Source organism: Bradyrhizobium sp. AZCC 2262 (assembly GCF_036924535.1).
GTDB lineage: Bacteria > Pseudomonadota > Alphaproteobacteria > Rhizobiales > Xanthobacteraceae > Bradyrhizobium.
In genome coordinates this window covers 7,815,150-7,835,664 of the sequence record NZ_JAZHRT010000001.1, presented here as the reverse complement: position 1 = coordinate 7,835,664, position 20,515 = coordinate 7,815,150, and the positions used below count along the sequence as shown (strand labels likewise).

Below are 20,515 nucleotides of genomic sequence, written 5' to 3'. Positions count from 1 at the left end.
CGTGAGGGCTGCGAGCCGGGGTCCATTCTACTTTGCATGGGGTTGTTTTCGATATTTTGTGTCTAGCGGGCGTCAGCCGCGCGGATGCGCGCTCTTGTACACTTCCAGCAGCCGTTCGCTGTCGATGCCGGTATAGATCTGCGTGGTCGAGAGCGAGGCGTGGCCGAGCAGTTCCTGGATCGCGCGCAGATCGCCGCCGCGGCTGAGCAGATGCGTCGCGAAGGAATGCCGCAGCGCATGAGGTGTGGCGCTGTCGGGCAGGCCGAGCGCGCCGCGCAACCGCTCCATGGTGAGCTGGATGATCCGCGGCGATAATGGCCCGCCGCGCGCGCCGACAAAAATTGGTCCGGCAGGGGGCAGCGAATGCGGGCACATCGCAACGTAATCGGAAATCAGCGCCAGCACGTTTTGCAGCACCGGCACCATGCGGGTCTTGTTGCCCTTGCCGGTGACAATGAGAACGTCGCCCTCGCCTGGCTTGGGCACATCGCGGCGCTTCAGTCCCAGCGCCTCGGAGATGCGCAGGCCCGAACCGTAGAGTAGCGCCATCACGGCGGCGTCGCGCGCCAAAATCCAGGGATCGCGTTCCTCGCCGGCGCGCTCGTCGGCATCGGCAAGACGCTTGGCGGCGTCCATCTGGATCGGCTTCGGCAGGCTCTTTGCAACCTTGGGCGCGCGGATGGCGGACAGGGCGCCGACCCTGCCTTTGCCTTCGCGTTCGAGATAGCGCCCGAATGAACGCAAGCCCGCCAGCGCCCGCATCAGCGAACGCCCGGCAATGTCGTCGGCGCGGCGCATCGCCATGAAGGCCCTGACATCGGTGGCCTCCAACGCCGCAAATCCTTTCAGGGTGACCTTCCTGCCCCAATGCTGGCAGAGGAAAGTCAGGCATTGGCGGAGGTCGCGGGCGTAGGCTTCGAGCGTCTTGGGCGACAGCCGCCGCTCGGCGCGCAGATGCGTCAGCCAGCGCGCCATCTCCAGCGCGAGGCCCTCGTCGGCGCAATCGAGCTCGATCGGTTGAACGGCCGGAACTTCCTTGGCGATTTCCTTGGCCATGAGCCCTGCCTTGCGCTCGGTCTTGTGCATTCTCTTGGAGGCGGTGATTCCATCCATTATATCGCACCTCTTTCGTTTACCGTTCGCTAACTTGGCGGCGCGGCGCTAGCCTTGCTCTGGACACCTCAAGCCCGATTCCCTGATGGACCACGCCACCCGCCAAACCACCTCATCGGTCTCATCGACCCGCGTCGTCGACGTGCTGGTTCCGGTCGCGCTCAATCAGAACTATTCCTACCGCGTGCCGCGCGGCATGGAGCTGAAGCCCGGCGATGTCGTCTGCGTGCCGCTCGGTCCGCGCGAAGTGGTCGCGGTGGTGTGGGCGGAAAACGCCAATCCCGATCCGCGCCTGCACAACCGCCTCAAGGATGTCGGCGAAAAGCTCGATGTGCCGCCGCTGAAGGAGGAACTGCGCAGCCTCGTCGACTGGGTTTCCAACTACACCCTGTCGGCGCGCGGCATGGTGCTGCGCATGGCCTTGCGGATGGGCGAAAATCTTGGGCCTGAGCGGATGCGGCTTGGCGTGCGGCTGGTGGGCGAGCCGCCGCGGCGTCTGACGCCGGCACGGCGGCGGTTGATCGAGGTGCTGTCGGACGGCCTCTTGCATGGCAAGTCCGAAGCGGCGCGGGAAGCCGGCGTCAGCGGCGGCGTGGTCGATGGTTTGGTCGACGAGGGCACGCTCGCCGTCGAGGCGATGCCGCCGCCGCTGGCGCCGCCCGCGCCCGATCCGTCCTTTGCGCAGCCGGAATTTTCTCCCCAGCAGCGCACGGCGGTCGATGCGATGCGTGCACTCGCGGCCAATGGTTCCTTCCATGTCGCGCTGCTCGACGGCGTCACCGGTTCCGGCAAGACCGAAGTCTATTTCGAGGCGATTGCGGAAATCATCCGCCGCGGAAAACAGACGCTGATCCTGATGCCGGAGATCGCGCTGACTGGACAATTCCTCGACCGCTTCGCCCAGCGTTTCGGTGTGCGTCCCTTGGAATGGCACTCCGAATTGACGCCGCGCACGCGGCAGCGCAATTGGGCGGCGATATCGGCGGGCGAAGCGCCGGTCGTGGTCGGCGCGCGCTCGGCGCTGTTTCTGCCCTATGCGGATTTGGGCCTGATCATCGTCGATGAAGAACACGACCAGGCCTACAAGCAGGATGACGGCGCGCACTACCACGCCCGCGACATGGCGGTGGTGCGCGCGCATATCGCCAAAATCCCGATCGTGCTGGCATCCGCGACGCCCTCGGTCGAAACCGAGGTCAACGCGCGCAAGGGGCGCTATCAGCGCGTCGCGCTGCCGTCGCGCTTCGGCGGCCAGCACATGCCGCATATCGAGGCGATCGACCTGCGCCGCGCCCCGCCGCCGCGCGGCCGCTTCATCTCGCCGCCGCTCGCCGAACAGATTCAGTTCGCGATCGAGAAGCGCGAGCAGGCGCTGTTGTTTCTCAACCGCCGCGGCTACGCGCCGCTGACGCTCTGCCGTGCCTGCGGCCATCGTTTTGCGTGCACGATCTGCGACGCCTGGCTGGTGGACCATCGGTTTCGCCAGCGTCTGGTCTGTCACCATTGCGGCTTCTCGATGCCGCGCCCGAACATCTGCCCGCATTGCCAGGCGGAGGAATCCCTCGTCGCTGTCGGCCCCGGCGTCGAGCGTCTGCAGGAAGAGGCGGCCCTGCTGTTTCCGAATGCGCGCACCATGGTGCTGTCGAGCGATCTCATCACCTCGATCGAGACCATGCGCAGCGAGTTGAACGAAATCGCGGAAGGCCGCGTCGACATCATCGTCGGCACGCAACTGGTGGCCAAGGGGCACAATTTTCCACGGCTCAATCTGGTCGGCGTGGTCGATGCGGATCTGGGCCTCGGCAATGGCGATCCGCGCGCCGCCGAGCGGACGTTTCAGCTGCTCAACCAGGTGATTGGCCGCGCCGGGCGCGAGCAGGGCCGCGGCGTCGGCTACCTGCAAACCCATCAGCCCGAACATCCCGTGATGAAGGCCCTGATCGCGAGCGACCGCGAGGCGTTCTATGCCAGCGAGATCGAGGCGCGCGAGCGCGCCGGCTATCCGCCGTTCGGCCGGCTCGCCAGCCTGATCATTTCGGCAGGCGACCGGCCGACCGCCGAAGGTTTTGCGCGCAGGCTAGCTGCCATCGCGCCGATCGACGAGCGCATCCAGGTGCTCGGGCCTGCCGAAGCGCCGCTTGCCGTCATCAAGGGCCGCTATCGGTTTCGCCTGCTGGTTAAGTCGCTGCGCAATGTCGATCTGTCGGAATACCTGCGCGAATGGCTCGCCGCCGGCCCAAAGACCAAGGGCAATCTCAAGCTCGAAGTCGACGTCGATCCGCAGAGCTTTTTGTGAATTATGCTTCACACTCCCCTGAAGGGGAGGGTCAACAAAAAAGGCCTGCCGTCATTTGCGACGGCAGGCCTTTGATTACGCAACGCAACGCTTACTGAATCTGATGGGCCGGAAAACGGCGCGTCACCGCTCTTAGGAAACGACTTCGGCGGTGATGTGGCCGACGCCGGCGCCGGTCAGGCCGATGGCACGGGCCGCACCCGTGGAAAGGTCGAGGACGCGCCCCTTGATGAAGGGACCACGGTCGTTGATCGTGACGACGACGCTCTGGCCGCGATGGGTCACCCGGAGCTTGGTGCCGAACGGCAGCGAGCGGTGGGCTGCGGTCATGGCGTTCTGGTTGAAGCGCTGACCGGAGGCGGTCCGGCTGCCGGATTCACTGCCGTAAAACGAGGCCTTACCGGAGAAGCTGCGCCCGGTGCTCTGGGAGCCGATCGAGGCATTGGACTCCAGCCAGTTGCTGCCGGGCGTCTGGGCTTTGCTGGCGTGATGGTGATGGCGATGATGCCTGGATTTGGCGGAAGCCTCGGAGATGCTGCCGCCGGCCAGGAGAGTTGCGGCGATCAAGGCGAAGGCCGTACGCGACCGGGTTAGAGTTCCCGGCACCACATTGTTGTTATTCAACATTAAACTAGTCCCTCAGACAGTATTGCCACATGCGTGGCAAATGGAACCCCCGTCCCAGTTTGGTGGGTGCCGTTTGGTGATGCAATGAGGCATGAATTGGGCAGTAAAGCCAGATTGTCGTCGGCTGACATATCTTGTTACCGTGAGCAACTAATCAGACGATATTCCGTAATCTTTCGCTTTAACGGACTTTTAACGAATTCTATACCTTCTATTACTTGCGAATACAGTCATCTCACATTGAGTAAAGATTTGCGCAAGTAATGATCAAATGAAGGCGAGCTCGCCCGATTCGTTCCTGGGCTGGTCGCTCATGCCCGCTATGCAAATACAGGTGGAACGAACGCGCGCCGGGTTGACAGCGATGAGACGTGGGGTAGGTGCCGAGATCCGAGGTAGCCGATCGCCGTCAAAAACGATGTCCCGCCGGGCCTGAAATTTGACGTGCGACAAGGCATCGCCCGAACGCGTGGTCATGTTGCACCTGCGCGCTCGCTATGTTAGCAAAGCCGCGATTTTAACGATCCCGGCACCTCGCGTGCCGGTCGAAAATCGAAGTCCCGCTTGAATTCCAAGGGCTTGGATCGCTAGGCGCCGCTACCCGTGGCGACGGTTTTTCCCTTGCGAGTTTGACAGCTGAAAAGAGCGAGTTGTGGCTGCTGAAGATCCGTCCGTTTCGGGAGTGTCCGGCCGTTATGCTACGGCCTTGTTCGAACTGGCGCGCGACGAGAAATCCGTCGATGCCGTCAGGGCCGATCTCGATAAATTCGAGGCCATGCTGAACGAAAGCGCCGATCTGAAGCGCCTCGTTCGCAGCCCGGTTTTCTCGTCCGATGCGCAGGCAAGAGCGCTCAATGCCGTGCTCGACAAGGCCGGAATTTCCGGCACCTCCGCCAAATTCCTTAAAGTCCTGACCGCCAACCGCCGACTGTTTGCCGTCACCGACGTGATCCGCGCCTTCCGCGCGCTGGTGGCGAAGTTCAAGGGCGAGGCGACTGCAGACGTCACCGTCGCCGAACAGCTCAATGAAAAGAATCTCGACGCGCTGAAGACCGCACTGAAATCGGTGACGGGCAAGGACGTCGCGCTCAACGTGAAAGTCGATCCCTCCATCATTGGCGGCCTTGTGGTCAAGCTCGGCAGCCGCATGGTGGATAGTTCGCTTCGCACCAAACTCAATTCGATCAAGCACGCGATGAAAGAGGCAGGCTGATGGACATCCGCGCCGCGGAAATTTCCGCGATCCTCAAGGACCAGATCAAGAATTTCGGCCAGGAGGCTGAGGTTACCGAAGTCGGACAGGTGCTGTCCGTCGGTGACGGTATCGCTCGCGTCTATGGTCTGGACAACGTCCAGGCCGGTGAAATGGTCGAGTTCGAGAACGGCACGCGCGGCATGGCGCTGAACCTCGAAACCGACAACGTCGGTATCGTGATCTTCGGCGCCGACCGCGAGATCAAGGAAGGCCAGACCGTCAAGCGCACCCGCGCCATCGTGGACACGCCGGTCGGCAAGGGCCTGCTCGGCCGCGTGGTCGATGCGCTCGGCAATCCCATCGACGGCAAGGGCCCGATCCAGGCCGACAAGCGTATGCGCGTCGACGTCAAGGCGCCCGGCATCATTCCGCGCAAGTCGGTGAGCGAGCCGATGGCGACCGGTCTCAAGGCCATCGATGCGCTGATCCCGGTCGGCCGCGGCCAGCGCGAGCTGATCATCGGCGATCGCCAGACCGGCAAGACCGCGATCGCGCTCGACACCATCCTGAACCAGAAGCCGCTCAACGCGCAGCCGGACGAGAACATCAAGCTGTATTGCGTCTACGTCGCGATCGGCCAGAAGCGTTCGACGGTCGCCCAGTTCGTCAAGGTGCTGGAAGAGCAGGGCGCGCTGGAATATTCGATCGTGGTCGCCGCCACCGCGTCCGATCCGGCGCCGATGCAGTACATCGCGCCGTTCACCGGCTGCACCATGGGCGAATACTTCCGCGACAACGGCATGCACGCCGTCATCATCTATGACGATCTCTCCAAGCAGGCCGTCGCCTACCGCCAGATGTCGCTTCTGCTGCGCCGCCCGCCGGGCCGCGAAGCCTATCCCGGCGACGTGTTCTATCTGCATTCCCGCCTGCTCGAGCGCGCGGCGAAGCTCAGCAAGGACCACGGTTCGGGTTCGCTCACCGCGCTGCCGGTGATCGAAACCCAGGCCAACGACGTGTCGGCCTACATTCCGACCAACGTGATTTCGATTACCGACGGTCAGATCTTCCTGGAAACCGATCTGTTCTTCCAGGGCATCCGTCCGGCGGTGAACGTCGGTCTGTCGGTGTCGCGCGTGGGTTCCTCGGCGCAGACCAAGGCGATGAAGAAGGTCGCCGGCAAGATCAAGGGTGAGCTGGCGCAGTACCGCGAAATGGCGGCGTTTGCGCAGTTCGGCTCCGACCTCGACGCCTCGACGCAGCGGCTCCTGAACCGTGGCTCGCGCCTGACCGAACTCCTGAAGCAGCCGCAGTTCTCGCCGCTGAAGATGGAAGAGCAGGTTTGCGTGATCTGGGCCGGCACCAACGGCTACCTCGATGCGCTTCCGCTCGCCAAGGTTCGGGCGTTCGAGGACGGCCTGCTGTCGCTGCTGCGCGGCAAGAACGTCGAGATCCTCAACGGCATCCGTGACAGCCGCGATCTCTCCGACGATCTCGCCGGCAAGCTGAAAGGCGTGGTCGAAGGTTACGCCAAGACGTTTGCTTGATGATTTGCCGTCGAGGCCCGGCGCTTGCCGGGCCTGACGAAAGAGTGGCTTGCGGTCGAGGCCCTGGAGGCCGGATCGCCGGGGTGAACTGAGAATGGCTTCACTTAAAGACATGCGGGTCCGCATCGCCTCGACCAAGGCGACGCAGAAGATCACCAAGGCGATGCAGATGGTCGCGGCTTCCAAGCTGCGCCGCGCGCAGACCGCGGCTGAAGCGGCGCGGCCTTACGCCGAGAAGATGGATGCGGTGATCTCCAATATCGCGTCCGCCGCGGCCGGCTCGCCCGGTGCGCCGGCGCTGCTGGCCGGCACCGGCAACGATCAGGTGCATCTGCTGCTGGTCTGCACCGGCGAGCGTGGCCTGTCCGGGGCTTTCAATTCCTCGATCGTGCGTCTGGCGCGCGAGCGCGCGTACTCGCTGCTCAACCAGGGCAAAGAGGTCAAGATTTTCTGCGTCGGCCGCAAGGGCTACGAGCAGCTCCGCCGGACCTTCGAGAAGAACATCATCGAGCACGTCGACCTGCGCTCGGTTCGCCAGCTCGGCTTCGTCAATGCCGAGGACATCGCCAAGAAGGTTCTGGCGCGTTTCGAGGCCGGCGAGTTCGACGTCTGCACGCTGTTCTATTCGCGCTTCAAATCCGTGATCTCGCAGATTCCGACCGCCCAGCAGATCATCCCGCTGGTGGTGGAAGCGCCGGCCGCCAATGCCGGGCCGGCCACATCTTACGAATACGAGCCGGAAGAGGACGAGATCCTGACGCGGTTGCTTCCGCGCAATCTCGCGGTGCAGATCTTCCGTGCGCTCCTGGAAAACAACGCCTCGTTCTACGGCGCGCAGATGAGCGCGATGGACAACGCCACCCGTAACGCCGGCGACATGATCCGCAAGCAGACCCTGATTTACAACCGAACCCGTCAGGCCATGATCACCAAGGAGCTGATTGAAATCATCTCCGGCGCCGAGGCGATGTAGCGGCGACAGGCGCGATCAAACTGACGGTTTCCAGATACGAATTCGAAGGAGAGAGTTTATGGCCACACAAGCCAACCAGACCGGACGCATCACGCAGGTCATCGGCGCCGTCGTCGACGTGCAGTTCGAGGGACATCTGCCCGCCATTCTGAACGCGATCGAGACCAAGAACGGCGGCAACCGTCTGGTGCTCGAAGTCGCTCAGCATCTCGGCGAGTCCACGGTGCGCACCATCGCGATGGACACCACCGAGGGTCTGGTGCGCGGTCAGGCAGTCACCGACACCGGATCGCCGATCCGCGTCCCGGTCGGCGATGGCACGCTCGGCCGCATCATGAACGTGATCGGCGAGCCGATCGATGAAGCCGGTCCGGTCAAGGCCGACGACCTGCGCGCCATCCACCAGGAAGCGCCGACCTATACCGACCAGTCCACAGAAGCTGAAATTCTCGTCACCGGCATCAAGGTCGTCGATCTCCTGGCGCCTTACGCCAAGGGCGGCAAGATCGGCCTGTTCGGCGGCGCCGGCGTCGGCAAGACCGTGCTGATTCAGGAACTGATCAACAACGTCGCCAAGGCCCATGGCGGTTACTCGGTGTTCGCCGGCGTCGGCGAGCGTACCCGCGAAGGTAACGACCTCTATCACGAGTTCATCGAATCCAAGGTCAACGCCGATCCGAAGAATCCCGATCCGAGCGTGAAGTCGAAATGCGCGCTGGTGTTCGGCCAGATGAACGAACCCCCGGGCGCCCGCGCCCGCGTCGGCCTCACCGGCCTGACCGTCGCCGAGCACTTCCGCGACCAAGGCCAGGACGTGCTGTTCTTCGTCGACAACATCTTCCGCTTCACGCAGGCAGGTTCCGAAGTGTCGGCGCTGTTGGGCCGTATTCCTTCGGCCGTGGGCTATCAGCCGACGCTCGCTACCGATATGGGCGCGCTGCAGGAGCGCATCACCACGACGCACAAGGGGTCAATCACTTCGGTGCAGGCGATCTACGTGCCGGCCGACGACTTGACCGACCCGGCGCCTGCCACCTCGTTCGCCCATCTGGACGCCACCACGGTGCTCAACCGCGCGATCTCGGAAAAGGGCATCTACCCGGCGGTCGACCCGCTCGACTCGACCTCGCGCATGCTCTCCCCGCTCGTCGTCGGCGAAGATCACTACAACACCGCGCGCATGGTTCAGCAGGTGCTGCAAAAGTACAAGTCGCTGCAGGACATCATCGCCATTCTCGGCATGGACGAACTGTCCGAAGAGGACAAGATCGCGGTGGCCCGCGCCCGCAAGATCGAGCGCTTCCTGTCGCAGCCGTTCCACGTCGCCGAAGTCTTCACCGGCTCGCCCGGCAAGTTCGTCGATCTCGCCGACACCATCAAGGGCTTCCGCGCGATCTGCGAAGGCAAGTACGATCACCTGCCGGAAGCTGCCTTCTACATGGTCGGCACCATCGAAGAAGCCGTCGAGAAGGGCAAGAAGCTGGCGGCTGAAGCAGCCTAAGGGGCGAATAGCGAATAGGGAGTGGCGAATAGTTGAGAGCCATTCCCTTCCTTCACTACTCGCCATTCGCTACTCGCTATTCGCAGGGACACCATGGCCACCTTCCACTTCGATCTCGTCTCGCCCGAAAAGCTCGCCTTCTCCGGCGAGGTCGATCAGGTTGACGTTCCCGGCGTGGAAGGCGATTTCGGCGTGCTCGCCGGACATGCGCCGGTCGTCGCGGCGATCCGCCCGGGCATCCTGACCATCACCAGCGGCGGGACGCATCAGAAAGTCATCGTGCTCGGCGGTCTTGCCGAGATGTCGGAGAACGGTCTCACCGTGCTTGCTGACGTCGCCACTTCGATGGACGAAGTCGACCGCGCGCAGTTCGCCGAAACCATCGCCGAGATGGAAGCCAAGCTGGCTGAGAAGGAAGGCTCCGAATTCGATCGCGCCATCGAGCGGCTGGACCACTACAAGAGCATCCAGCAGGAGCTCACTTCAACGGCTATGCACTAAGCCCCGGGGCACCGCTCCGGGGCACCATGAAGGCCCAGGCAAAATCAGCGCTCGTCACACTGTGACGGGCGCTTTTTGTCTTCACCGCTTGCTGGCGCCGACCAGCCATCACCCCAGCCCAAGTCCAAGGGTGTGCTTCGATCGAAATGCTGAGGTTGCGCCGGGGAACTTCTGGCGGCATTGTTCCGGATGCGGGTGTTGATCCGGGGCTGCTTTTCATGAAACGCAAGATCGCGGCGATTTTTGCGGCCGATATTGCCGGCTATTCCAGACTGGTTGCCGAGGACGAAGAGGAGACGCTGCGTCGCCTGGCGTCCTACCGTCAGGTCACCGACGATTTCATCGCCAAAGGCGGCGGCCGCATTTTCAATACCGCAGGCGACGCCGTGCTCGCCGAATTCCCGAGCGCGGTCGAAGCCGTGCGCTGCGCGATCGATATCCAGGAGAGTCTCCGCACCCGCAACATGGCCTATCCGCCCAGCCGCCATATGTCCTTTCGCATCGGCATCACGATCGGCGACGTGGTCGAGCGGGACGGCGATCTCCTCGGTGATGGCGTCAACATCGCCGCGCGCCTGGAGGGCCTCGCCGAAGTCGGCGGCATCTGCATCTCGCGTGCCGTGCACGAGCAGGTCGCCAACAAGCTGTCGGTGCAGTTTGCCGATATCGGCGCGCAGGAGGTGAAGAACATCCCGACGCCGGTGCACGCCTACATGGTGGCGATGCGCCGCGAGGACGGCACCTACGCCACGCCACAAGTCAAGAAGCCGGCCAAGGTGCATGGCGCCGCGCAGCCGAACTGGATGTGGCCGGTGGCGGTCACCGTGGTCAGCCTGGCTGCGATCGGTGTCGGCGGCTTTCTCTATTTCACCAAGCTCGAGACGTCGGCGCCGTCAAAGGTCGCCGCCCCAATCAACGTTGCGAGCCCGGCGCCGTCGGCTATCGCTGCGGCTCCGTCATCGCCTGCTCCGCCGGCCATGGCTGCTGCAATGCCGGCCCCCGCCGCAACGGTGGCCCCGCCAGCGCCATCGCCGCCGATGGTTGTATCGTCAGAAAAATTTGCTGCCGCCAACATTCCCTTCATTGGCGACAAGGCTCGCACCACGCTCGCTTCCGACTACGCGCCAGCTGCCGAGTTCAAGGCGTTCGCGCTCAATATCGGCGGGTCCAATGCTTTCGTCACCGCCCAGCCGAGCGAGGAGACGGCGAAGTCGGTCGCGGTGGAGCAATGCCAGAAGCGTGCGGATGCCGCGCAGTCGCCGCGCAAATGCGAACTCTACGCGGTCGGCGACACCGTGGTTTACACGCATGGCCGGCCGCCAATGCCGCCATTGCCCTGGATCCGGCATGATGCCGCGATCGAGCAGCCCTTTGTCGCGAGGGCCGTCCCGCTCACCCGCGACGGTGGCAAGGCGCGGCTTGAAGCGGTCTATGCACCGGCGCGCAAGCACAAGGCGGTCGCGCTGGGGCCCGGCGGCGCGCTTTTCTTCCCCATTGCGCTGGACAGCGTCGAGGAGGCCGTGCGGCGTGCCTTGGAGTCATGCGGCGGGATCGCCGGCGTGCCCTGCATGATCGTCGCGCTTAACGACAATTTCGTCGTCCCGATTCCGGCCTCGCTCAAAATCACCGGTTTCTTCAAGCCGACCGGCAATACGATGATATCGGCCGATGCACGCGATGACGTTGCACGCCGGCTCGCGGATGCCTCGAGCGGCTGGAACGCCGTGGCGGTTGGTGCAGCCGGCCGTCCCGGGCTGGGCCTGAAGGCTGCGACCGAGCAGGACGCGGTCAACGGCGCGCTCGCCGAATGCGTCAAGCGCGACGGCAATTGTCAGGTCATCGCCATCGGCCCGTTTTCGGTCGAGCCTAACTAGACCACGACCTGCTGGCGCCTGAATTCGACTGATCAGTTCTTGAGAAAGTCTCGGAAGCCCTGCAGGCAGTGGACCGCCGGCCGATGGCCAACTGCATGAACAGGCTCCGGTACCCCTGGTAGCGGGCAGCCGGCCGGGTACGTTCGCGCCCGTGCATGATCAGCACGCCGTTCTGATCGTACACCCGCCACTCCCAACTCCGGCGGCGCTTGGCTACAGTCACTTCCATCATGGAGGCAAGACACCGACCGGGTGCGGGTTATTTCAAAGCTGCACCCGTTAGTCTGCGCTCGGTACAAAAAGGTTCGCTGACGCCAGACCACCGACGGCATTGGGCGGAACCTCCTGCCGCGAACGCGGCGAGACCATGCAATCTAGCGGGCGAATTCCGCAAATGCCTGCGCCACCATCCGGTACACGTCGCGCCGGAACGGCACCACGAGGTCGGCTACGCGGTCGAGCCGCTCCCAGCGCCACGAATCGAATTCGGCCGGCTGGCCGTTGCGCGGCGTCAGCGGGTCGATCTCGTCGTCGTGGCCGGTGAAGCGCAGCGCGAACCATTTTTGTCGCTGGCCGCGGAATTGGGCGAGGCGATGCGTGGCCGGTCCGTCATAGGGCGGAAATTCATATTTTATCCAATCGGTCTCGCCGAGATATTCGGCACTGACCGCCCCGGTCTCCTCCCAGAGTTCGCGCATGACGGCATCGCGCGGGTTCTCGTCGGCGTCGATGCCGCCCTGCGGCATCTGCCACTCCAGGCCGGGAAGAATGATCTCCGGCCCGTCATCGCGGAAGCGACGCCCGATCAGCACCTGGCCCGAGGTGTTGAACAGCGCAATACCCACATTGGGCCGGTAGGGTTTGTCGGACATCTTCGGTCACCGTCATTCCGGGGCGCGCGACGGCGCGAACTACGGGGCGCCTTTGCGCCCCTGAGAATCTCGAGATTCCGGGTTCATGCTTCGCATGCCCCGGAATGACGGGGTACGACGTGGAAGATGCGTCATGCTAACCGCCCGCGAGGCTGGAGAATTCCTTGACCACGCGCTCATAGACCGGCCGCTTGAACGGCACGATCAGGTTCGGGAGATTCTTCATCGGCTCCCAGCGCCAGTTCACGAATTCGGCCTTGTGTCCGCCGCCACCGGGGCTTGAGACGTTGATTTCGGCGTCCTTGCCGGTAAAGCGCACCGCGTACCATTTCTGCCGTTGGCCGCGATAGCGGCCCTTCCAGGCGCGACCGGCCACCGTTCGCGGAATGTCGTAGATCAGCCAATCCGGGACTTCGCCGACCTTCTCCACCGAGCGGACGCTGGTTTCCTCGTAAAGCTCGCGCTTGGCGGCCTCCCAGGTGTCCTCGCCGGGATCGACGCCGCCCTGCGGCATCTGCCAGACGTGGGTTTCATCGACATGTTCGATGCCGCCGGCACGGCGGCCAATGAAGACCAGCCCGGCCGCATTGATCAGCATCATGCCGACGCAGGTCCGGTAAGGCAGGTCCTCGTAGCGCGCCATGTCCCTCACGATTCCCTTGCTTGCATCAAGTCCACCCGCAATTGGTGTCCGCGCAGTCCGGGAAAGTCCGGATCGCCGCCATCAGCTTGATCTCTAGCCCGATTTTGATTTCAGCATCGCCGTTGTCAATGGCACAAGCATGATGCCGCGGCCGTCGAGCGTCTTGATCCAGGCGGCAAGCCGCTCAATCGAAATCGGCAGCGCTGAGGCTACGCCCACGGCCAGCCCGCGCTCCTTGGCGAGCGTCTCCAGCTTGACCAGCGTCCGGTCGATCTCGGCCGAGGTCGGCACGGCATCGATGGTGAAATCGGCCTTGGCAAAGGGCATCGATTGGGCTGCCGTCACGGCCGGTGCAGCGCTGCGCGGCGAGGAGCCGTCATCGAGATAGCCGAGGCCGCGCTTGGCCGCCTCGCGGATGATCGGCTGCATCACGGCGTCGGTGGCCGTGAAACGTGCCCCCATGAAATTGGCGATCCCCGCATAGCCCTGGAACCGGCTGAGGTGCCAGTACAGCCGGTCGATGTTCTGCTCAGGCGTCAGCGTCGTGAGCAGGGTCTGCGGGCCGGGGTCATTGTCGGGATAGTCGAACGGCTCCATCGGAACCTGAAGCAGGATCTCGTGGCGCTGCGCACGAGCCCGCTCGGCGAGCTTGGCGGGGTCTGCCCCGTAAGGGGTGAACGCCAGCGTCACGGCCGGCGGCAACTTCATGATGGCATCGGCCGTTTTGGCGGCGCCAACGCCGAGCCCGCCGACCACGATGGCGACGACAGGCATCTTGGCGGCCTTGGTGCGGTCGGCGTCGGCCGCATAGACCGTGAAGGGTTTCAGGCCGTCGGCAACCACCGGGATCAGGCCGTAACGGGACTTTTCCAGGAGCCGCTGATCAATGCCGGTCATTGCCATCGCCGGCGCAGGCTCCGCGTCGGTCTTGTCGCCGGCATCGCTGCCGATCACGACATCCTGGCGCTTGCCGCTGGAGCCGTCGATGATGGTGACGGTCTTGTTGTCGCCGGCAGGCGCTTGCTGGCCTGATTTCGCAGCCTTTTCGGTATGGCCGGAGGCCGCCCCAGGGAGCTTTTCGTCCGCCGCCTGGCGCAGCGCGATACGGGCGACCGGCTCGCCGCCAAACGGGTTATCGGTGAATAGCGCTATGGTGAGGAAGGCGACCAGGAACAGGCCGAGCAGCACAGCCAGCGCCTGCATCGCAGTGAAAGGCAGCCGGAACCGGCGCTTCTGGCGCTCCGTCTTCTGTCCGAGCGGCGTGCTCAGATCGTCGGTCGTTTCCGTCATGGACCTCCCCGAATCACCGGGGCCGACGATACCACGGCGGGGCAGGGCCACGGCAGTTTCGCCGCCCAGCAAAAAGGGCGACCCGAAGGCCGCCCTTTTTTCGAATGCTGGCTGGTAGAGCCGATCAGTTCGCGGCCTTGGTGGCCGGCTTTTCGACCGCCGCCTTGTCGCCGGTTGCGGGTGCTGCGGTCGCGGTCGACTTGATGCCGTGCAGCAGGTCGGCCGCGGTCTTCAGCGCCTTGTCGTCCTTGGCGTCCGGCGGCACGTAGGACTGCGATCCGGTCTTCTCGTCGCCGTCGTTCTTCAGATGGCCGCGCAGCGAGGCCTCGCCCTTGGTGTCGGTACGCGACTTCAATTCTTCGGGCACATCCTGCAGCACCTCGATGTCGGGCACGATGCCCTTGGCCTGGATCGACTTGCCCGACGGCGTGTAGTAGCGCGCGGTGGTGAGCCGCAGCGCGCCGTTGCCGCTGCCGAGCGGGATGATGGTCTGCACCGAGCCCTTACCGAACGAGCGCGTGCCGACCAGCGTGGCCCGCTTGTGGTCCTGCAGCGCGCCGGCGACGATTTCGGAGGCCGAGGCCGAGCCGCCATTGACCAGCACGATGATCGGCTTGCCCTTGGTTAGGTCGCCCGTGTGCGCCGCGCGGCGCTGGGTTTCCTCGGCATTGCGGCCGCGGGTCGAGACGATCTCGCCGCGCTCGAGGAAGGTGTCGGAAACGGTGACCGCTTCCTCCAGCAAGCCGCCGGGATTGTTGCGGAGATCGATGATGTAGCCCTTCAGCTTGTCGCCGATCTGGTTCGAGAGGGTGCCGATCTCGCGCTTCAGGCCTTCGGTGGTCTGCTCGTTGAAGGTGGTGACGCGGATATAGGCGATGTCGTCCTGTTCGACACGCGCGCGCACCGAGCGGACGCGGATGTTGTCGCGCACCAGCGTGACTTCGATCGGATTGTCCTGGCCCTTGCGGATGATCTTGAGGCGGATCTTGGTGTTGACCGGTCCGCGCATCTTCTCGACCGCCTGATTGAGGGTGAGACCCTGCACGGCTTCGTCGTCGAGATTGGTGATGATGTCGTTGGCCATGATGCCGGCCTTCGACGCCGGGGTGTCGTCGATCGGCGAGACCACCTTGATCAGGCCGTCTTCCATCGTGACCTCGATGCCGAGCCCGCCGAATTCACCGCGGGTCTGCACCTGCATGTCGCGAAAACTCTTCGCGTCCATGTAGCTCGAATGCGGATCGAGGCCGGCCAGCATGCCGGATATCGCCGATTCGACCAGCTTGCTGTCGTCCGGCTTCTCGACATAGTCGCTGCGCACGCGCTCGAACACGTCGCCGAACAGATTGAGCTGGCGGTAGGTGTCCGAGGTGGCCGCACGTGCACTCGATCCCATCAGCACGGAACGAGGCTGCGTGACGAAGAGCGTCAAAGCCGCACCGGTGGCGGCGCTGAGAAGAATTACAGAAGTCTTGCGCATCATCCGCGAACCTTTTCGCCTTCACTTGCGGCCCACCATGGGCCTGAGTCGATTGGAGTGCCGTCCTTACGGAACTCGACATAGAGCACCGGCTGGCTCGCGGTCGTCGCGAGAATGGATGCGACCTGGGACGTCGATCCCATCGTCGCGACCGGCTCCCCGGTAAGTACAAACTGGCCGATGTTTACCGAAATGCGCTCCATCCCGGCGATCAGGACATGATACCCGCCCCCGGCATTGAGGATCAAGAGTTGTCCATAGCTGCGGAAGGGCCCGGCGTAAACAACCCAGCCGTCACACGGTGTTGTGACCTGAGCCCCGACCTTGGTTGCCAAGGAAATGCCTTTTTCTACGCCACCAGCACCGTCGGAACCGCCAAACTCGCGAATCTTGCGACCATTGACCGGAAAAGCGAACAGGCCCCTCGCGGAGGCAAAAGCGATCGCCGGGCTTAGTCGGGCAGGGTCCTTCAGCGCCCCCAGGTTGGGTTTGCCGTTGGGTGCAGCCGGAGCGCCCTGCAGGCTGGCGGTTGCGGCCGCCTTGGCCGCACTCTTCAGGTCCTGCTCCATTTTCGTGATCAGGCCTTGCAGGCTCTCGACCTGCCTGGACAGGTTGATGGCGCGCGCGCCTTCGGCCTCCATGTCCTTCTCGACGGCGCTCTGCTTGCGCTGCCGCTCTTCGACGAGCGCAGCCAGCCTGACGGAATCGTCCTTCAGCCGGTCGCGGTCTCGCGCCAGCGCGTCGCGTTTGGTGGCGATGTCCCTGCGCAAATTCACCAGCTCGCCGAGATCGGCGGCAAGTTTCTCCGCGCGTCCGCGCAGTTCGGGGACGACCGATCCCAGCAGCATGGCGGTGCGCAGCGATTGCAGCGCGTCTTCAGGCCGGACCAGCAGCGCCGGCGGCGTGCGCCGGCCGGCGCGTTGCAACGCCGCCAGCACCTCGACGATTTCGGCGCGGCGTGAATCGAGCGAAGCCCTGACCGCCTGTTCACGGCTGTCGAGCGGGCGCAGCCCGGCCTCGGTCTCGCCGATGCGGGTCTCGACGCTGCGTACCTGGGTGGCGATGTCGATCAGTTGCTGGTTGAGCTTGGAGCGGTCCTGACCGATCGCCGCGATATCGGCCTTCAGTTTTTGCTGAAGTTCGGCCGCCTTGCGTTGCTGCTCGCGCGTGGCCTCCAGTTCCTCCTCGCGCTGCTTGATGGCATCGGGGGAAACGGCCGTCGCTTGCTGTGTAGGGGCTGCGGACTGCGCTACCGCCGGCGAAAGCGATGCCGCGGCAAGGCTTGCGGAAAGCAGCAGCAGGGAAAGCGAGACGGCCGAAATCAGCGGCGTGCCGCGGCCTCCGGTGTCGAATGGGTGAATGTCCCGCGTTGAATGCATCCGGTCTATTCGGTGTTATCTTTATTCACGTCACCGTGCCTTACGCGCGATGATAGGGGTGGCCGGCCAGAATGGTCGCGGCCCGGTAAATCTGTTCAAGAAGCATGACGCGGACCATTTGATGCGGCCAGGTCGCCGAGCCGAACGCAATGCGTAACTTAGCCTTGCGCTGCAAATCGGGCGAAAGTCCGTCCGCGCCTCCGATCGCGAAAATTGTGTTGGCGATCCCTTGATCCCGCCAATCTCCGATCTGCCGGGCAAAGGTCGCGCTATCGATGCTTTTGCCGTGCTCGTCCAGCGCCACCAGCACGGATTTCTCCGGTATTGCCGCCACAATCGCCGCCGCTTCCTCCGATATCCGGGTCGCGGTGTCGCGCGCGCGGCTTTCCGGAATTTCATGAATCGTGAGACCGCGAAAGCCGAGCTTGCGGCCGATGTCCTCGAAGCGCTCGCGATAGCGTTCGGCCAGTTCCTGCTCCGGCCCCTGCTTCAGCCGGCCGATTGAGACCACGACAAGGCGCATGAATACTGCTTCTGGCGATGCGGCTTCTGGCGTGCACTTTCCGGCACGCGCGCTTTTTCGCGCGCGTCGGGCAGACTACATGCGCCTCAGCCGATTCGCATCGGCCGGGCGTTCAGATCGCTGCCGCCGCCGGGTTTTGCGCCCACAACCTTTCCAGATTGTAGAATTCGCGCACCTCGGGTCTGAACACGTGCACGACCACATCGCCGGAATCGATCAGCACCCAGTCGCAATTGGGCAAGCCCTCGACATGGATGTTCTTGATGCCGTTTTCCTTCAGGGCTTTCGTGACGTTTTCCGCGATCGCGCCGACATGCCGGTTGGCCCGGCCTGTGGTGACGATCATGTAGTCGGAAAATGCAGATTTGCCGCGAAGGTCGATGGTGATCGTTTCTTCCGCCTTCATATCGTCGAGGCGGGAGAGGATCATATTCAGCGTCTTGTCGGCGTCGGGTTGCGCCTTCAAGGCCGCAGCTTGTGTCGATGTTTTACGCGGGGTCTTGGCAGACTTGCTGGAAACCTTGGGTAAAACAGACTTGGACTTGGACAATACAGATGTGGCCAGGGACCATTCCTTTCACTGTATCGCGAACGCCGAATCTGTGGCGTCGCGGACCATATTAGGCATGTGGGGTTAATGGTTTCAATATTCCAGTGTCCCCACCCGCCGGTTCAGACCGGGACTGTCACTTCTTTGCCTTCCAGCTACCGTCCGGGTTCCGCAGGCCGGTCGACGACATGTCCAGTTTCAGACCGGTGAGGAAAACCCAGGCAGGAGCGCGTTGATCTGCTAGCCGGGTCGCCTGATTTGCAGGCAACCGATAGCGTGCCAGGGCCTGTGCGGCCGGCGCGGCGAGCGCGCGGAAACTCTGTGGCGGACGGTCGATCACTGCAATCGGCACCTCTGCGGCAATGCGCCGCCAGTTTTGCCAACGATGGAATTGCGCAAGATTGTCGGCGCCCATGATCCAGACGAAGTGCACGCCGGAAACGCGGCGGCGCAAGTGGATGATCGTATCGACAGTGTATCGGGTGCCGATGACAGCTTCGAGACAACTGACGTCGATGCGCGGGTCGTCGGCGATTTTCAGCGCGGCATCGGCACGCTCGGCAAGGCCATGCAGCCGGCCGTTATCCTTGAGCGGATTGCCCGGCGTTAGCAGCCACCAGACGCGATCGAGCTTGAGGCGCTTCAGTGCAAAAAGGCTGATCGCGCGATGTGCCGCGTGTGGCGGATTGAACGAGCCGCCGAGCAGGCCGATGCGCATGCCGTTGGTATGGAAGGGGATGGCTTGCGCGGCCGATTGCGATTGCATCAGCCGGGTCACCGCGTGCACGGGGTTGAAGTCACGGCCGCGTCTGCCCGGTGCCGTGAACGCGATATTTGAAGCTCGTCAGCTGCTCGGCGCCGACCGGGCCGCGGGCGTGGAATTTGCCGGTGGCAATCCCGATTTCCGCGCCGAAGCCGAACTCGCCGCCATCCGCGAACTGCGTCGATGCGTTGTGCAGCACGATCGCGGAATCGACCTCGCTGAGGAATTTCTCGGCAGCGCGCGCGTCCTCCGTCACGATCGCGTCGGTATGATGCGAACCATGACTGTGGATATGCGCGAGCGCGTCATCGAGACCGTCGACGACCCTTGCCGAGATGATCGCGTCTTCATACTCGGTGTTCCAATCCTCGTCGGAGGCGGGCTTCACGCGCGTATCGATCTTCTGCACGGCGTCGTCGCCGCGCACCTCGCAGCCGGCGTCGATCAGCATCTCGACCAGCGGCTTCAGGCTCGTGGCGGCGGCCGCGCGATCGACCAGTAACGTCTCGACCGCACCGCAGACGCCGGGACGGCGCATCTTGGCATTGAGCACGATCTTCTTCGCCATTTCGAGATTGGCCGAACGATCGACATAGACGTGGTTGACGCCTTCGAGATGCGCGAAAACAGGCACGCGGGCTTCCGCCTCGACGCGTGCGACGAGGCTCTTGCCACCGCGGGGCACGATCACGTCGACGCCGCCGTTCAATCCGGTCAGCATCAGCCCAACCGCGGCGCGGTCGCGCGTCGGCACCAGGGTGATCGCGGCTTCAGGCAGGCCGGCCTCGCGCAGGCCCTGCACCAGGCAGTCATGGATCGCGCGACAGGAACGGAAACTGTCGGAGCCGCCGCGCAGGATGACGGCGTTGCCGGCCTTCAGGCACAGCACGCCGGCATCCGCGGCGACATTGGGACGGCTTTCGAAGATCACACCGATCACGCCGAGCGGCACGCGCACGCGCTCGATGGTCATGCCGTTCGGACGCTGCCAGCTTTCGGTGACGGTGCCGACGGGATCGGCGATCTGACGCACGGTGGCGACGCCGTCGGCCATCGCCTCGATGCGCGCCGGCGTCAGCGTCAGGCGATCGATGAAGGCTGATGTCGCACCGCCGGCGCGAACCTCGGCGACATCCTCGGCATTGGCCGCGAGAATGGCCGGCGCATGGCTGCGGATGGCGCGTGCGATGGCGTCAAGCGCGCGGTTCTTCTGCTCGGGCGAGGCAAGCGCCAGCACCCGCGCGGCGGCGCGGGCGCGGGCGGCGAGATCGGTCATCAAAGCGGGCAGATCGGCGGTGCCATCGATTGCCTTGAGCGGCGCGGTCATCAGAGGTCTCGGATCTTGAGTTAAGGCCATGTCCTAGCACGGAAATTGAAGGTTTGGCGAG

18 protein-coding genes are annotated in these 20,515 nt (G+C 63.9%); 7 read left to right on the top strand and 11 right to left on the bottom strand.

Annotated elements, in window-relative coordinates; genetic code table 11:
- Nucleotides 1-72 precede the first annotated feature (72 nt).
- Nucleotides 73-1,056, bottom strand: coding sequence for a tyrosine recombinase XerC (locus V1283_RS36675; RefSeq protein WP_334393309.1), 984 nt, complete (start codon nt 1,054-1,056; stop codon nt 73-75).
- A gap of 142 nt (nt 1,057-1,198) precedes the next feature.
- On the opposite strand from V1283_RS36675, the gene V1283_RS36670 reads away from it, so the two are divergent.
- A complete protein-coding gene (locus tag V1283_RS36670) occupies nt 1,199-3,409 on the top strand; it encodes a primosomal protein N' (RefSeq protein ID WP_334391468.1) in 2,211 nt (736 codons plus the stop codon).
- Nucleotides 3,410-3,541: 132 nt separating this feature from the next.
- Here V1283_RS36670 and V1283_RS36665 read toward each other — a convergent pair whose 3' ends face one another.
- Nucleotides 3,542-4,036 carry a septal ring lytic transglycosylase RlpA family protein gene (locus V1283_RS36665; protein WP_334391467.1) on the bottom strand — a complete coding sequence of 165 codons (495 nt, stop codon included), beginning with the start codon at nt 4,034-4,036 and terminating at the stop codon, nt 3,542-3,544.
- A gap of 652 nt (nt 4,037-4,688) precedes the next feature.
- On the opposite strand from V1283_RS36665, the gene V1283_RS36660 reads away from it, so the two are divergent.
- The 6 genes from V1283_RS36660 to V1283_RS36635 all read left to right on the top strand — a co-directional run bounded on the left by V1283_RS36660 (nt 4,689) and on the right by V1283_RS36635 (nt 11,627).
- Complete coding sequence (locus V1283_RS36660; RefSeq protein ID WP_334391466.1) at nt 4,689-5,249, top strand: F0F1 ATP synthase subunit delta; 561 nt, start codon at nt 4,689-4,691, stop codon at nt 5,247-5,249.
- Nucleotides 5,249-6,778, top strand: coding sequence for a F0F1 ATP synthase subunit alpha (gene atpA / locus V1283_RS36655; RefSeq protein WP_334391465.1), 1,530 nt, complete (start codon nt 5,249-5,251; stop codon nt 6,776-6,778). Before V1283_RS36660 ends, atpA begins: the two co-directional genes overlap by 1 nt.
- A 94-nt stretch (nt 6,779-6,872) precedes the next feature.
- Nucleotides 6,873-7,751, top strand: a complete 879-nt coding sequence (locus tag V1283_RS36650) for a F0F1 ATP synthase subunit gamma (protein ID WP_334391464.1) — start codon at nt 6,873-6,875, stop codon at nt 7,749-7,751.
- Nucleotides 7,752-7,809: 58 nt separating this feature from the next.
- Nucleotides 7,810-9,252 (top strand): F0F1 ATP synthase subunit beta, encoded by a 1,443-nt coding sequence (atpD, locus tag V1283_RS36645; RefSeq protein WP_334391463.1) that lies wholly within the window; start codon nt 7,810-7,812, stop codon nt 9,250-9,252.
- A gap of 93 nt (nt 9,253-9,345) precedes the next feature.
- Nucleotides 9,346-9,753 carry a F0F1 ATP synthase subunit epsilon gene (locus tag V1283_RS36640; protein WP_334391462.1) on the top strand — a complete coding sequence of 136 codons (408 nt, stop codon included), beginning with the start codon at nt 9,346-9,348 and terminating at the stop codon, nt 9,751-9,753.
- 218 nt (nt 9,754-9,971) lie between these two features.
- Nucleotides 9,972-11,627: an adenylate/guanylate cyclase domain-containing protein gene (locus V1283_RS36635; protein ID WP_334391460.1), complete on the top strand. Its 1,656-nt coding sequence runs from the start codon at nt 9,972-9,974 to the stop codon at nt 11,625-11,627.
- Between the two features lie 374 nt (nt 11,628-12,001).
- Here V1283_RS36635 and V1283_RS36630 read toward each other — a convergent pair whose 3' ends face one another.
- The 9 genes from V1283_RS36630 to V1283_RS36590 all read right to left on the bottom strand — a co-directional run bounded on the left by V1283_RS36630 (nt 12,002) and on the right by V1283_RS36590 (nt 20,454).
- On the bottom strand, nt 12,002-12,499 hold the full coding sequence (locus V1283_RS36630; protein WP_334391459.1) for an RNA pyrophosphohydrolase: 498 nt from the start codon (nt 12,497-12,499) through the stop codon (nt 12,002-12,004).
- Nucleotides 12,500-12,635: 136 nt separating this feature from the next.
- Nucleotides 12,636-13,142, bottom strand: coding sequence for an RNA pyrophosphohydrolase (locus tag V1283_RS36625; protein ID WP_334391458.1), 507 nt, complete (start codon nt 13,140-13,142; stop codon nt 12,636-12,638).
- A gap of 93 nt (nt 13,143-13,235) precedes the next feature.
- On the bottom strand, nt 13,236-14,432 hold the full coding sequence (locus tag V1283_RS36620; protein WP_334391457.1) for a divergent polysaccharide deacetylase family protein: 1,197 nt from the start codon (nt 14,430-14,432) through the stop codon (nt 13,236-13,238).
- Nucleotides 14,433-14,556: 124 nt separating this feature from the next.
- Nucleotides 14,557-15,915 (bottom strand): S41 family peptidase, encoded by a 1,359-nt coding sequence (locus V1283_RS36615; protein WP_334391456.1) that lies wholly within the window; start codon nt 15,913-15,915, stop codon nt 14,557-14,559.
- Nucleotides 15,912-17,291 carry a murein hydrolase activator EnvC family protein gene (locus tag V1283_RS36610; protein WP_334391455.1) on the bottom strand — a complete coding sequence of 460 codons (1,380 nt, stop codon included), beginning with the start codon at nt 17,289-17,291 and terminating at the stop codon, nt 15,912-15,914. The genes V1283_RS36615 and V1283_RS36610 overlap by 4 nt, the downstream gene beginning before the upstream one ends.
- Nucleotides 17,292-17,331: 40 nt before the next feature.
- Nucleotides 17,332-17,814, bottom strand: coding sequence for a 23S rRNA (pseudouridine(1915)-N(3))-methyltransferase RlmH (rlmH, locus tag V1283_RS36605; RefSeq protein ID WP_334391454.1), 483 nt, complete (start codon nt 17,812-17,814; stop codon nt 17,332-17,334).
- Nucleotides 17,815-17,926: 112 nt separating this feature from the next.
- Nucleotides 17,927-18,280, bottom strand: coding sequence for a ribosome silencing factor (gene rsfS / locus V1283_RS36600; RefSeq protein ID WP_334391453.1), 354 nt, complete (start codon nt 18,278-18,280; stop codon nt 17,927-17,929).
- A 220-nt stretch (nt 18,281-18,500) separates the two neighbouring features.
- On the bottom strand, nt 18,501-19,130 hold the full coding sequence (locus V1283_RS36595) for a nicotinate-nucleotide adenylyltransferase (RefSeq protein ID WP_334391452.1): 630 nt from the start codon (nt 19,128-19,130) through the stop codon (nt 18,501-18,503).
- A gap of 31 nt (nt 19,131-19,161) precedes the next feature.
- Nucleotides 19,162-20,454 (bottom strand): glutamate-5-semialdehyde dehydrogenase, encoded by a 1,293-nt coding sequence (locus V1283_RS36590; protein WP_334391451.1) that lies wholly within the window; start codon nt 20,452-20,454, stop codon nt 19,162-19,164.
- Nucleotides 20,455-20,515: the final 61 nt, after the last annotated feature.

What these genes read in the sequence shown, in the direction of transcription:
- V1283_RS36675 (WP_334393309.1), bottom strand. Translation starts at nt 1,056, where the DNA reads ATGGCCAAGGAAATCGCCAAGGAAGTTCCGGCCGTTCAACCGATCGAG.
- V1283_RS36670 (WP_334391468.1), top strand. Translation starts at nt 1,199, where the DNA reads ATGGACCACGCCACCCGCCAAACCACCTCATCGGTCTCATCGACCCGC.
- V1283_RS36665 (WP_334391467.1), bottom strand. Translation starts at nt 4,036, where the DNA reads ATGTTGAATAACAACAATGTGGTGCCGGGAACTCTAACCCGGTCGCGT.
- atpA (WP_334391465.1), top strand. Translation starts at nt 5,249, where the DNA reads ATGGACATCCGCGCCGCGGAAATTTCCGCGATCCTCAAGGACCAGATC.
- V1283_RS36650 (WP_334391464.1), top strand. Translation starts at nt 6,873, where the DNA reads ATGGCTTCACTTAAAGACATGCGGGTCCGCATCGCCTCGACCAAGGCG.
- atpD (WP_334391463.1), top strand. Translation starts at nt 7,810, where the DNA reads ATGGCCACACAAGCCAACCAGACCGGACGCATCACGCAGGTCATCGGC.
- V1283_RS36640 (WP_334391462.1), top strand. Translation starts at nt 9,346, where the DNA reads ATGGCCACCTTCCACTTCGATCTCGTCTCGCCCGAAAAGCTCGCCTTC.
- V1283_RS36635 (WP_334391460.1), top strand. Translation starts at nt 9,972, where the DNA reads ATGAAACGCAAGATCGCGGCGATTTTTGCGGCCGATATTGCCGGCTAT.
- V1283_RS36630 (WP_334391459.1), bottom strand. Translation starts at nt 12,499, where the DNA reads ATGTCCGACAAACCCTACCGGCCCAATGTGGGTATTGCGCTGTTCAAC.
- V1283_RS36625 (WP_334391458.1), bottom strand. Translation starts at nt 13,142, where the DNA reads ATGGCGCGCTACGAGGACCTGCCTTACCGGACCTGCGTCGGCATGATG.
- V1283_RS36620 (WP_334391457.1), bottom strand. Translation starts at nt 14,432, where the DNA reads ATGACGGAAACGACCGACGATCTGAGCACGCCGCTCGGACAGAAGACG.
- V1283_RS36615 (WP_334391456.1), bottom strand. Translation starts at nt 15,915, where the DNA reads ATGATGCGCAAGACTTCTGTAATTCTTCTCAGCGCCGCCACCGGTGCG.
- V1283_RS36610 (WP_334391455.1), bottom strand. Translation starts at nt 17,291, where the DNA reads ATGCATTCAACGCGGGACATTCACCCATTCGACACCGGAGGCCGCGGC.
- rlmH (WP_334391454.1), bottom strand. Translation starts at nt 17,814, where the DNA reads ATGCGCCTTGTCGTGGTCTCAATCGGCCGGCTGAAGCAGGGGCCGGAG.
- V1283_RS36595 (WP_334391452.1), bottom strand. Translation starts at nt 19,130, where the DNA reads ATGCAATCGCAATCGGCCGCGCAAGCCATCCCCTTCCATACCAACGGC.
- V1283_RS36590 (WP_334391451.1), bottom strand. Translation starts at nt 20,454, where the DNA reads ATGACCGCGCCGCTCAAGGCAATCGATGGCACCGCCGATCTGCCCGCT.